General features: G+C 71.3%; 10 protein-coding genes. 3 read left to right on the top strand and 7 right to left on the bottom strand.

The genetic code is table 11. The features are described from left to right. The 4 genes from ASC54_RS03530 to ASC54_RS03545 all read right to left on the bottom strand — a co-directional run bounded on the left by ASC54_RS03530 (position 1) and on the right by ASC54_RS03545 (position 4,839). Positions 1 to 1,470, bottom strand: a complete 1,470-nt coding sequence (locus tag ASC54_RS03530; protein ID WP_055896717.1) for a GH1 family beta-glucosidase — start codon at positions 1,468 to 1,470, stop codon at positions 1 to 3. Beyond that, positions 1,467 to 2,417, bottom strand: a complete 951-nt coding sequence (locus ASC54_RS03535; RefSeq protein WP_055857475.1) for a carbohydrate ABC transporter permease — start codon at positions 2,415 to 2,417, stop codon at positions 1,467 to 1,469. Before ASC54_RS03535 ends, ASC54_RS03530 begins: the two co-directional genes overlap by 4 nt. Next, a complete protein-coding gene (locus ASC54_RS03540; RefSeq protein ID WP_055896719.1) occupies positions 2,414 to 3,457 on the bottom strand; it encodes a carbohydrate ABC transporter permease in 1,044 nt (347 codons plus the stop codon). Before ASC54_RS03540 ends, ASC54_RS03535 begins: the two co-directional genes overlap by 4 nt. An 89-nt stretch (positions 3,458 to 3,546) precedes the next feature. Beyond that, positions 3,547 to 4,839 carry an ABC transporter substrate-binding protein gene (locus ASC54_RS03545; RefSeq protein ID WP_235451374.1) on the bottom strand — a complete coding sequence of 431 codons (1,293 nt, stop codon included), beginning with the start codon at positions 4,837 to 4,839 and terminating at the stop codon, positions 3,547 to 3,549. A 211-nt stretch (positions 4,840 to 5,050) separates the two neighbouring features. On the opposite strand from ASC54_RS03545, the gene ASC54_RS03550 reads away from it, so the two are divergent. Together ASC54_RS03550 and ASC54_RS03555 are read left to right on the top strand one after the other, a co-directional pair. Continuing rightward, a complete protein-coding gene (locus ASC54_RS03550; RefSeq protein ID WP_055896722.1) occupies positions 5,051 to 5,854 on the top strand; it encodes a D-alanyl-D-alanine carboxypeptidase family protein in 804 nt (267 codons plus the stop codon). A gap of 63 nt (positions 5,855 to 5,917) precedes the next feature. Then, positions 5,918 to 6,385: a hypothetical protein gene (locus ASC54_RS03555; protein WP_156376715.1), complete on the top strand. Its 468-nt coding sequence runs from the start codon at positions 5,918 to 5,920 to the stop codon at positions 6,383 to 6,385. Between the two features lie 33 nt (positions 6,386 to 6,418). Here the strand turns inward: ASC54_RS03555 and ASC54_RS03560 are convergent, their stop codons facing one another. Together ASC54_RS03560 and pgm are read right to left on the bottom strand one after the other, a co-directional pair. Continuing rightward, a complete protein-coding gene (locus ASC54_RS03560; protein WP_082514819.1) occupies positions 6,419 to 7,669 on the bottom strand; it encodes a MalY/PatB family protein in 1,251 nt (416 codons plus the stop codon). Then, positions 7,653 to 9,263: a phosphoglucomutase (alpha-D-glucose-1,6-bisphosphate-dependent) gene (pgm, locus tag ASC54_RS03565; RefSeq protein ID WP_055896727.1), complete on the bottom strand. Its 1,611-nt coding sequence runs from the start codon at positions 9,261 to 9,263 to the stop codon at positions 7,653 to 7,655. Before pgm ends, ASC54_RS03560 begins: the two co-directional genes overlap by 17 nt. A 222-nt stretch (positions 9,264 to 9,485) precedes the next feature. On the opposite strand from pgm, the gene pheA reads away from it, so the two are divergent. Further along, positions 9,486 to 10,436, top strand: a complete 951-nt coding sequence (pheA, locus tag ASC54_RS03570; protein ID WP_055896730.1) for a prephenate dehydratase — start codon at positions 9,486 to 9,488, stop codon at positions 10,434 to 10,436. Here the strand turns inward: pheA and ASC54_RS03575 are convergent. Beyond that, positions 10,433 to 11,569 carry a diacylglycerol kinase family protein gene (locus tag ASC54_RS03575; protein WP_082514820.1) on the bottom strand — a complete coding sequence of 379 codons (1,137 nt, stop codon included), beginning with the start codon at positions 11,567 to 11,569 and terminating at the stop codon, positions 10,433 to 10,435. The two genes, pheA and ASC54_RS03575, sit on opposite strands and share 4 nt — an antisense overlap. Positions 11,570 to 11,581: the final 12 nt, after the last annotated feature.

An 11,581-nucleotide genomic window follows, 5' to 3' on the forward strand; every position in this document is an offset into this window, starting at 1 on the left:
CTATTGAGGGGCGGCGTCGTGCCCGCGCACCCCGCGTTCGGCGATGACGCGCTGGTAGAGGCGCCCGCTCGACTTCACCGTCCGCTCCTGCGTGGCGTAGTCGACGCGCACGAGCCCGAAGCGCTTGTCGTAGCCCCAGGCCCACTCGTAGTTGTCCATGAGCGACCAGTAGAAGTAGCCGCGCACGTCGACGCCCGCGTCGATCGCGTCGAGCATCGCCGCGAGGTGCTGCTCGAGGAAGTCGGCGCGCTCGAGGTCGTCGACCTCGCCGTCGGGGCCGACGACGTCGTCGTAGGCGGCGCCGTTCTCGGTGACGTAGAGAACGGTGCCGGCCGGCTTCGCGTACTCGGAGTCGACGCGCACGAGCAGGCGCGTGAGACCCTCGGGCTGCACCTCCCACTGCATCGCGGTGACGGGCAGTCCGCGCGGGTGCCCGTGCACGCCCTGATCGACCGGGAAGGGCGAGCGCTTCGGGCGCTCGGAGGGTGCGGCGGGGGCGAGCGGAGTGCCCGTGTAGGGATGCCCGCTCACCGCCTCGCCGCGGTAGTAGTTGACCCCCAGCGCGTCGATGGGCGTGGCGATCGCGGCGAGATCGCCGTCGTGCACGGGCACGGTGACGCCGATGCCGGCCAGGTCGTCGACGATGTCGGCCGGGTACGCGCCGCGGAAGATCGGGTCGAGGAACCACCGGTTGTGCTGCCCGTCGAGCAGGCGCACCGCGTCGAGGTCGGCCGGGTCGTTCGCGTCGACGGGGTCGGCGACCGTCAGGTTGAGCGTGATGCCGAGCTGCAGCTCGGAGTCGCGGCGGCGCAGCTCCTGCACGGCGAGCCCGTGGCCGAGCAGCAGGTGGTGCGCGGCGTCGATCGAGGCCTGCGGGTCCTGCCGGCCGGGGGCGTGCTCGCCGCCGAGGTAGCCGAGGAAGGCGCTGCACCACGGCTCGTTGAGCGTCGTCCAGGCCCGGATGCGGTCGCCGAGCGCGTCGTGCACGAGGCCGGCGTACTCGACGAAGCGGTGCGCGGTGTCTCGCGCGGGCCAGCCGCCGGCCTCCTCGAGCGCCTGCGGGAGATCCCAGTGGTAGAGCGTCAGCCAGGGCTGGATGCCCGCCTCGAGCAGGTCGTCGACGAGGCGCGAGTAGAAGTCGAGGCCCGCCTTGTTGACGCCGCGACCGTCGGGCTGGACGCGCGCCCACGAGGTCGAGAAGCGATAGGTCTGGATGCCCAGCTCGCGCATCATCGCGACGTCCGAGCTCGAGCGGCGGTAGTGGTCGCACGCCGGCTCGCCGTCGTCGCCGTTCACGACGGCTCCCGGCACGCGGGCGAACGCGTCCCAGATGGAGTCGGTGCGGCCGTCGACGTGGGTCGATCCCTCGATCTGGAACGCCGCGGTCGCGACGCCGAACCGGAAGTCGGCGGGGAAGGCGCGCACGCCGGCGAGAGGCGCCGTGGTGGGCGCCGGGGTCGAGAGGGTCATCCCTTGACAGCTCCTTGCATGATGCCGCTGACCAGCTGGCGGCCGGCGACGACGAACAGGATCAGCAGCGGGATGGTCGACAGGATCACGCCGGCCATCACCACCGAGTAGTCCACGAAGTAGTTGCTCTGCAGCAGCGAGAGCGCGACGGGCAGCGTGGGGCTCTGCCGGTCGAGGACGATGAAGGGCCAGAAGAAGTTGGTCCACGTCGAGATGAAGACGAACAGGCCGAGCATCGCGGCGGCGGGGCGGGCGGCGGGCAGCGCGACCGACCAGAAGGTGCGGATCATGCTCGCGCCGTCGACGCGCGCGGCCTCGATGAGCTCGTAGGGCAGCGCCTGGCTGAGGTACTGCGTCATCCAGAACACGCCGAACGCGCTCACGATCGCCGGCAGGATGACCGCGCTGAGCGTGCCCGCGAGCTGCAGCTGGCTCATCGCGATGAACAGCGGCACGACGCCGAGCTGCGTCGGCACGGCCATCGTCGCGATGACGAAGATCAGCAGGCCATTGCGGCCGCGGAACCGCAGCTTCGCGAACGCGAACCCCGCGAGCGTCGAGAACCACACGACCGAGGCGGCGACGACCGTCGAGACGATGATCGAGTTGGTGATCGCCTTCCAGAAGTTGACGCTGTCGTTCTCGATGACGGCGGCGGCGTTGGCGAGGAAGTTGCCGCCCGGCCACCACACGATGTCTTGCCGCGTGATGGTCGAGGCGTCGCCTGATCCGATGAGGAAGGACCAGTAGAGCGGAAAGACCGAGCCCAGCAGCACGGCGATGAGGAAGCCGTAGGCCATCCACCCGGGGCGCTGACCGTTGACGAGCCGACGACGGCGAGGCGTGCGGCCGGCACGGCGGGCGGCCGAGCGCTCGGCGGGGGAGGACCCGCGCGGAGCATCCGCATCATCGGGCACAGGGGCGAGGGGGATGCTGGGTGCGCTCATCGGGCGAGCTCCTTCCGGGCGGCGCGGCGCTGCGATCGCGCGAGAACCTTCTCGGGGCTGTCGTTGCTCGCGATGGAGCGCGTGATGGCGAGGTTGATGAGCCCGACGATGACGATGATGAGGAACAGCAGCCAGGCCACGGCGGCGGCGCGGCCGAAGTTCAGCTGGCCCCAGCCGAGGTTGTACAGGTAGATCGTGATGGTCATCCACTGACCGGATGCTCCGCCCTGGCCGAACTGGTCGTACATGCGCGGCTCATCGAAGATCTGCAGGCCGCCGATCGTCGAGGTCACGATGACGAAGATGAGGGTCGGGCGCAGCTGGGGGATCGTGATGGAGAAGAACTGCCGCACGATGCCGGCGCCGTCGATCATGGCGGCCTCGTAGTAGTCGCGCGGGATGGCCTGCATCGCCGCGAGCAGGATGAGGGCGGTGTAGCCCGTCCAGCGGAAGTTGACCATCGTCGCGATCGCGAGGTGGCTCGGCAGGATCTCGGAGTGCCAGCCGATCGGGTCGAGCCCGAGGCGGCCGAGCATGTTGTTGATGAGGCCGTACTGGTCGCCGAACATGTTGCTGAAGATCAGCGCGACAGCGACCGGGGCGACGACGTAGGGCAGCAGCACGCCCATGCGCCAGAAGGTCTTGCCGCGCAGATTGCGGTCGAGCACGGCGGCGATGAGCAGGGCGGCGATGACCTGCGGCACGGCCGAGATGAGGAAGATCGAGAAGGTGTTGCGCAGCGCGATCCAGAACTGGGGCTGGGCGAGCACGAAGGCGAAGTTCTCGAAGCCGACGAAGTCGCCCTGGCCGCCGATGAGGTTCCACTCGTGCACCGACACCCACGCCGTGTAGACGAGCGGGAAGAGCCCGACGATCGCGAAGAGCATGAAGAACGGCGAGATGTAGAGGTACGGCGAGAGCTTGAAGTCCCACCGCGAGAGCGTGTGCGAGAAGGCGATGCGCCGGGGCGAGCGGGCCGGGCGGGCTGCCGGCGGCGGGCTCAGGACCGTGCGCGTCGGGCGCGGGGCGGTCGTCGTCATGGGGGATGCTCCCGAGGGGTGAGTCGAGGGGTGGGGCCGCGCGTCGCGACGGTGCGCCGCGCGGCCCCCGGGGGTGGATGCGGCTCGGCTTAGCCGAGCGCGCTCACGTCGGCCACGAACTGCTCCCACGACGATTCGATCGTGTGGGTCTTGTCGGAGTCGACGCGGGTGAGCGCCTTCTGCATCGCGTCGTTGATCGGGAAGTACTTCACGCTCTTGAACGGAGCGACGTCGATCGCCTGCGAGCGCTCGATGAGGATCTCGCCCACGGGGGCGTCGTTGAAGTACGGGTTGGTCGCCGCGAGCAGGGTGTCGCTCTCGTAGGCGTCGACCTGGCTCGGGAAGGTGCCGGCGGCCTCGAAGGCCGCGAGCTGCTGCTCGGGCGCGGTGAGCCAGGCGGCGAACTTCGCCGCGGCCTCGGTGTTCTCGCCCTGGGCGGGGACGGTCAGGTACGAGCCGCCCCAGTTTCCGCCGCCGCCGGGGAAGACGTTCGCGACGTCCCAGCCCGTGACGTCGGGGGCGTTGCCGGAGATGACGCCGAGCATCCAGCCCGGGCAGAGCATCGTCGCGAAGGCGCCGTTGGCGAGCCCGGCGAACCAGTCGTCGCTCCACTGGCCGAGGTGGGCCGACTGCGTGGCGCTGGCCTCGAGGACCTGCTCGTAGATGCCCTTGACCTCGTCGTTCTCGGTCGCGATGACCGTGCCGTCCTCCTGCTCGTAGGCGAACTCGACCTGGTTGATCATGCCCTGGTAGGTCGCGCCGGCCGAGTCGAACCAGGCCGCGCCGGTCGCGTCGACGTACTGCTGGCCGACCTCGAAGTAGCGGTCCCAGTCGCCGTCGAGGAGCTCGGCGACCTCGGCGCGGTCGGTCGGGAGGCCGGCGGCCTCGAAGAGGTCGCTCCGGTAGCAGACGGCCTCCGGGCCGATGTCGGTGCCGTAGGCGACGAGGCGGCCGTCGGCGTCGGTGGCGGCGTCCGTCTTCCAGTCGACCCAGCGGTCGGCGACGTCGTCGCTCGAGAGGTCGGTGAGCAGGTCGGAGTACTGCATCATCTCGGCGAACCAGTCGATCTCGACCGCCTCGACGTCGGCGAGACCGGAGCCCGCTCCGAGCTTGGTGAAGAAGTTGTCGCGGGCGTCGTTCGACGTCGCGGCCTTGTTGTGCACGATCGTGACGCCGGGGTTCTCGTCCTCGTACTGCTTCAGCAGCTCGTCGGTGTACCCGAAGTCGTTGAACGTCGCGAGGGTGAGGGTGATCTCACCGTCGCTCCCGCTGCCGGCGGGGTCGGCGTCGCCGGTGCTCGCGCAGCCGGTGGCGATGAGGGTCAGGGCCGTCGCGCCGGCGAGGGCGGCGGCCGCGGTGCTGCGGCGTCGTGAGATCTTCACGGTCACTCCTTTGTGCGTGCGGGTGGGGCGGGGTGGTGAGAGCGCTCTCATCAGCAGGGCGTGAGAGCGCTCTCACAATTGCGGCCACCGTAGGCCCGCCGTTGCAGAGATGTCAACAACGATTCTGGGATGCGTGTGAAATCCCTGGTCAGAGGGCTTCCTCCCGCGACGCCGCGGTCGGCGTGTCGCGGCCGCGGCTACACTCGGGCGCATGCCGCGCCACCCCTCCGTCCGCGCCCGTCAGGGGGTCATCGTGCTCGCCGTCGCGGTCGCCCTGAGCGGGTGCGCGCAGGGCGCGGGCCCGGGGGCGGAGGGGCCGTCGGCGACGGCCACGGGCATCCCCGCACCGGTGCAGTCGCCGACGGCGACCGCTGCTCCGACGCCGACGCCGGAGCCGTCGGCCGCCTTCGATCGCGCCGCGCGCTCGATCGACGACCCCGCGTCGCTGTGGGTCGTCGCCAACAAGCGGCGCCCGCTGCAGCCGCTCGACTTCGCGCCCGGCGATCTGCGCACGGCGGAGATCCCGTACGTGTACGAGCCGGTGCTGCGCGACGAGGCCGCGACCGCGGCCGAGCAGCTCGTCGCCGCGGCGGCCGCCGACGGCATCGCCCTCGCCGCGCAGAGCAGCTACCGCAGCTACGCGAGCCAGCAGCGCGTCTACGCCGGTTGGGTCGCGCAGCTCGGGCAGGAGGCCGCCGACCGGACGAGCGCCCGGCCCGGCCACAGCGAGCACCAGACGGGGCTTTCGATCGACTTCAGCGCGGTGCCGGCCGGCTGCACGCTCGACCAGTGCTTCGCCGACACCGCTCAAGGGCGGTGGCTCGCCGAGAACGCCCGGCGCTTCGGCTTCCACCTGCGCTACCCGGAGGGAGCGACGCCCGTCACGGGGTACGAGTTCGAGCCGTGGCACTACCGGTACGTGGGGCCCGAGCTCGCGGCCGAGCTGCACGAGACGGGCATCCGCACCCTCGAGGAGTTCTTCGGCCTGCCGGCCGCGCCCGACTACGCGGGGTGACCGGCCGATCACAGTCCCGCAACGACCTCGTTCGCGTCAGCCGAAGCTGACTACGCTCGCCCGATGGCTACGACAAGAACCCATCACCGAATGCTCATCGCGGGCACTATGACGGCATCGCTGCTCGGGCTCGCCGGCTGCGCTCCGGACGTCTCGGAGCGCCTCGAGGATCTTGAGGCGGTCAACCTCGGCACCAATGCCGAGGTCGGGCCCGTGTCGTTCGACAACATGCTCGTCGTCACGCGCGGCGAGGGCGAGCCTGCGCGACTGATGGGGGTGCTGACCAACTTCTCCAACGAGACCATCGACGTCACGATTGCGGATGCCGACGACTCCACCGGCTTCATGCTCTTGCCGGGCCAGCAGTTCGCCTTCCAAGAGAACGTCGTCGTTCTCGACACCGCGGATGACCGACCCGGCGCTCGTATCGAGCTCACGTTCACCGTCGAGGGCGAGACCGACTCGGCGCCCGTGCCGGTCAGGAACGGCACGCTCGAGTGGCTCGAGCCGTACATTCCCGCGGTGGCGTGAGGTTCGCCACCTGCCGAGGCGCCCTGCCGACCTTCAGCGGACCTCGGCCGCGATCCGCTCGACGATGAGCTCGACGATCGGTGTGGGCGTCGCGAGGATCATGCGCACATGGCCGGCACCGACCTCGCCGCACGCGCGCCCGTCGGTGAGCGCGATGCCGGCGCGCTCGCGCAGCCGCGTCGCGGGCTCATCGCCGAGACCGAGAGCGCGCACGTCGAGCCACGCGATGTAGGTGCCCTCCGGAGCGCGGTAGCCGACCTCGGGCATCAGCTCGGCCAGGCGCTCTCCGAGCACGCGGCGATTGCGGTCGTAGTAGGCGACGGTGTGGTCGAGCCAGTCGCGCCCGTCGCGGTAGGCGACCGTGTTGGCGATCACTCCGAGGGTGCTCGCGCCGTGGCTCGCGAGGGGCCCGAGGGCCTCCCACGTCTTCTCGGCGGCGTCGCTCGACGTGATGAGCTGCGCGGTCTTCAGGCCCGGCAGGTTCCAGGCCTTCGACGCCGAGACCGCCGTGACGGCGTGCCCGGCGGCGACCTCCGAGATGCTCGCGTAGGGCACGTGATGCGCGCCGTCGAAGACGATCGGCGCGTGGATCTCGTCGGCGAACACCGTCGCTCCGTGCCGCTCGACGACCTCGCTGAGCGCCTCGAGCTCGGCGCGCTCGAACACGCGCCCTCCCGGGTTGAGCGGGTTGCACAGCACGACCACGCCTGCCCCGTCGGCGAGAGCCTCCTCGATCGCGACGAGGTCGAGCGTCTGCCGGCCTGCGTGCGCGGCGAGCGGAACCTCGATGACCTCCCGGCCCAGCGCGATCGGCACGGTGAGGAACGGCATGTACGCCGGGGTGGGCACCACGACCGCCGAGCCCGCCCGCGAGTAGTGCTCGATCGTCAGCTCGAGGCCGCTGATGACGTCGGCGATCGGGTGCACGCGGCTCGACGGCACGCTCCAGTCGAAGCGCTCGCGCATCAGCCTGGCCGTCTCGCGCGACATCTCGCGGCCGATCGCGGGCGGCAGGTAGCCGAGCTGGCCCGCGTCGATCGCGGCGTGCAGGGCGGATGCCACGGCCGGAGCCGTGCCGAGGTCCGACTCGGCGACCCACGCGCCGACCGTGCCGGGGTGCATCGACCACTTCATGCCGCCGCGCGCGGAGAGCTCGTCGGGGGTCAGCGCATCCCACCGCGCGAAGAGCGCCGCGCGCTCGGCGGCGAGCGCGGGGTCGAGGGCCGGGGCGGGGGGCTCGGCGCGGTGCAGGCCCGCACCGGCCGACTCAGCGGAGGGCGGCATCGACGATCGCCTTCGCCTCGCTCTGGACCTGCCGCAGGTGATCCTCGCCGCGGAAGGACTCAGCGTAGATCTTGTACACGTCCTCCGTGCCGCTCGGCCGCGCCGCGAACCACGCGTTCTCGGTGACGACCTTCACGCCGCCGATCGCGGCGCCGTTGCCCGGCGCCTCCGACAGGCGGGCCGTGATGGGCTCACCGGCCAGCTCGTCGGCCGCGATCGCATCGCCCGACAGCTTCGAGAGCTTCGCCTTCTGCTCCTTGGTGGCCGCGGCATCCACCCGCTGGTAGGCGGGCGCGCCGTACCTCTCGGTGAGCCCGACGTAGAGCTGCGACGGCGTCGACCCGGTGACGGCGGTGATCTCGCTCGCGAGCAGGGCGAGCAGGATGCCGTCCTTGTCGGTCGTCCAGACGCTGCCGTCGCGGCGCACGAAGCTCGCGCCCGCGCTCTCCTCGCCGCCGAACGCGACCGAGCCGTCGATGAGGCCCGGCACGAACCACTTGAAGCCGACCGGCACCTCGTGCAGTCGGCGGCCGAGACCGGCGGCCACGCGGTCGATCATCGAGCTCGAGACGAGCGTCTTGCCGATCGCCGCGTCGGCGCGCCACTCGGGCCGGTGCGTGTAGAGGTACTCGATCGCGACGGCGAGGTAGTGGTTGGGGTTCATGAGTCCGCCGTCGGGCGTGACGATGCCGTGCCGGTCGGCGTCGGCGTCGTTGCCGGTGAGCACCGCGTAGTCGTCCCGGTGGGCGAGCACGCTCGACATGGCGCTCGGGCTCGACGGGTCCATCCGGATCTTCTCGTCCCAGTCGAGCGTCATGAACGCCCATGCCGGGTCGACGAACGGGTTCACGACCGTCAGGTCGAGGCCGTAGTGCTCGGCGATGAACTGCCAGTACTCGACGCTCGCGCCGCCGAGCGGATCGGCGCCGATGCGCAGGCCTGCCTCGCGGATGCGATCGATGTCGAGGATGTACGCGAGGTCGGAGACGTAGTGCAGCCGGTAGTCGTAGGCGTGCGTCTCGATCGCGGCACCGCGCTTCACGTCGCGCGAGCCGTCGGCGATGATCGCGTTGGCCCGGTCGGCGATCCAGTTCGTCGCGTCGGAGTCGGCCGGGCCGCCGTGCGGCGGGTTGTACTTGAAGCCGCCGTCGCGGGGCGGGTTGTGGCTCGGCGTGATGACGATGCCGTCGGCGTCGGCGAGGCCGCTGCGGTTGTGGGTGATGATCGCGTGACTGAGCGCGGGGGTCGGCACGTAGCCGTCGTTCGCGTCGACGAACGCCGCGACGCCGTTGGCGGCGAGCACCTCGAGCGCCGTCCGCTGCGCCGGGATCGACAGCGCGTGCGTGTCGGCGCCGACGAAGATCGGCCCGCTCGTGCCCTGGGTCGCGCGGTACTCCACGATCGCCTGCGTGATCGCGGCGATGTGGGTGTCGGTGAAGGCGCCGTCGAGGCTCGAGCCGCGGTGACCGCTCGTGCCGAAGACCACGCGCTGCGCCGGGTCGTCGAGGTCCGGGACCCGATCGTGGTACGCCGCGAGCAGCGCGTCGACGTCGACGAGGTCGGAGGACTGGGCGGGGGTTCCGGCGCGGGTCATGCGCTCATCCAACCACCGCGGGCGGCGCCGGGCACAGTGTCTCGCGGGCTCCTCGCAGTCGCGCCCCGTCGACCAAATGAAGGGCGCCCGGGCGTGAGCACCCTCGCCGCGGCCCACGGCATCCGCCGGGGCCCTCGGCATCCGCCTCGTCGACCGACCCCGTCCCCGATCGGCACCGCCGCCCGCGCGGCCGCCTGCGAGCCCGCCCGTAGACTGCGGAGCATGAGCGCCGCCCCCGACAGCCCGCCCGCCTACAGCTACCTGGGCCCCGTCGGCACGTTCACGTGGGAGGCCCTCCGCCAGGTCCCCGAGGCCGAGGGCGCCGTGTGGCGCAGCGTCGCGAACGTCGGCGAGGCGTTCGACGACGTCATGACGGGGCGCAGCGTCGCGGCCATGATCGCGATCGAGAACTCCGTCGAGGGCGGGGTGAGCGCCACCCAGGACGCGCTCGCGACCATCCCGGGCCTGCGCATCATCGGCGAGTACCTGGTGCCCGTGAACTTCGTGCTGGTCGCCCGGCCGGGCACCCGCATCGAGGATGTCCGGGTCGTGTCCGCGCACCCGGTCGCCTACGCGCAGTGCCGTCGCTTCCTCGAATCGGCCATCCCCAGTCACGGGCACATCCCGGCCGCCTCGAACGTCGCCGCGGCCGCGGGACTGCTGGAGTCGGCGCTCGCCGAGGCCGCCGTCGCGCCGCCCGGCATCACCGAGCATCACGATCTGGAGGTGCTCGCCGAGTCGATCGGCGACAACCCTAACGCCGTGACGCGCTTCGTGCTCGTGAGCCGCACGCTCGGCCTGCCCGAGCGCACCGGGGCCGATAAGACGAGCGTCATCGTCGAGCTGCCCGACAACGCGCCTGGCCGGCTGCTCGAGATGCTCGAGCAGTTCGCCACGCGCGGCGTGAACATGAGCCTCATCGAGTCGCGGCCGATCGGCGACGCCCTCGGCCGCTACCGCTTCGTCATCGATCTCGACGGGCACGTGCGCGACGAGCGCGTCGCCGACGCCCTGCTCGGTCTCAAGCGGTTCAGCCCGAACGTGATGTTCCTCGGCTCCTACCCGCGCGCGGACCAGCAGCAGATCGAGGTCGTCTCGCAGTACGGCGACGACGTCTTCACGGATGCCCGCGGCTGGCTCCGCGGCATCCTCAGCGGCGAGGCCCCGGCCTAGACGTCCTCGCCGAGCGTCGCGGGAACGCCCGAGTCGGAGCGCTGCGGCTCGCCGACGTCGGCGGCGGCGGCGCGGCCCTGGTGCTCGACCTCGATCTGCTTCGCCTCCGCCTCCGCCTCGGCGTCGGGCTTGGCCGAGTGCACGTCGGCGTCGCGCGGAACGCGCACGATGAGCGAGGCGGGGTCGACGCTCACGGCGAGCTGGACGATGCTGCCCATCTCCTCGCCGTCGATCTCGAACTCCTCCGGCCCGCGGAAGCGGAGGTCGCCGCGGCGGCCCTGGAAGTAGCGCAGCGGGCGGACGCTCCTGTCGGCGGCGATGAGCCGGCGACCGAACCGCGTCTTGCGCAGGACGCCGTTCTCCCAGATGACGGTCGTGCCGATGCGGATCCAGCCGAGGACGTTCTTGGGGCGCATCGCGACGATGTCGATGAGGCCGTCGTCGATCTTGGCGTCGGGGAGGATCGGCACGTTGCCCGGCAGGATGCCGCAGTTGCCGATGAGGAGGGTGCTCACGGTCGTCGACCGGCTCGTCGCGCCGTCGAGCGAGTAGGTGACGCGCAGCGCGTTGACGTCCTTGAAGATGCGCGCGACCGCCTCGACGTATGCGAGCCAGCCCACCTTCTTCTTCAGCTCGGGGTTGGTCGCGGCGATCATCTTGGCGTCGAGGCCGACGCCGACCATGACGACGAACACGTGCGTCGAGGCCTCGCCGTCGCCGTCGACGATGTCGGCGACCCCGACGTCGATCGCGCGGTCGGCGCCCGCGAAGGCCGTCTGCACCGAGCCGGTGAGGTCGTTGAGCGTCAGGTCGAGGTTGCGGGCGAGAAGGTTTCCGGTGCCGGCGGGCAGCAGGGCGACCGGGGTGCCCGTGCCGCGCAGCCCCTCGGCCACGGCGCGGACGGTGCCGTCGCCTCCGGCGGCGAGCACGACGTCGACGCCCTCGTCGACGGCGGTGCGCGCCTGCCCCGCACCCGGGTCGTCGACGCTGGTCTCGATCCAGAGCGATGCGGCCCAGCCGTGCTCGGACTCGGCGGCGGCGACCGCCGTGCGCAGGGCATCCTCATCGATCTTGATCGGGTTGTAGACGATGGCCGCGCGGGCGCGCGCGGAATCGGCGCGAGGGGTGCTCATGGTCGTCAGGCT

Source organism: Yonghaparkia sp. Root332, assembly GCF_001425665.1.
Lineage (GTDB): Bacteria > Actinomycetota > Actinomycetes > Actinomycetales > Microbacteriaceae > Microcella.

Excerpts from the sequence above, each read along its gene's own strand:
- ASC54_RS03530 (WP_055896717.1), bottom strand. The coding sequence starts at position 1,470 with ATGACCCTCTCGACCCCGGCGCCCACCACGGCGCCTCTCGCCGGCGTG.
- ASC54_RS03535 (WP_055857475.1), bottom strand. The coding sequence starts at position 2,417 with ATGAGCGCACCCAGCATCCCCCTCGCCCCTGTGCCCGATGATGCGGAT.
- ASC54_RS03540 (WP_055896719.1), bottom strand. The coding sequence starts at position 3,457 with ATGACGACGACCGCCCCGCGCCCGACGCGCACGGTCCTGAGCCCGCCG.
- ASC54_RS03550 (WP_055896722.1), top strand. The coding sequence starts at position 5,051 with ATGCCGCGCCACCCCTCCGTCCGCGCCCGTCAGGGGGTCATCGTGCTC.
- ASC54_RS03555 (WP_156376715.1), top strand. The coding sequence starts at position 5,918 with ATGGCTACGACAAGAACCCATCACCGAATGCTCATCGCGGGCACTATG.
- ASC54_RS03560 (WP_082514819.1), bottom strand. The coding sequence starts at position 7,669 with ATGCCGCCCTCCGCTGAGTCGGCCGGTGCGGGCCTGCACCGCGCCGAG.
- pgm (WP_055896727.1), bottom strand. The coding sequence starts at position 9,263 with ATGACCCGCGCCGGAACCCCCGCCCAGTCCTCCGACCTCGTCGACGTC.
- pheA (WP_055896730.1), top strand. The coding sequence starts at position 9,486 with ATGAGCGCCGCCCCCGACAGCCCGCCCGCCTACAGCTACCTGGGCCCC.
- ASC54_RS03575 (WP_082514820.1), bottom strand. The coding sequence starts at position 11,569 with ATGAGCACCCCTCGCGCCGATTCCGCGCGCGCCCGCGCGGCCATCGTC.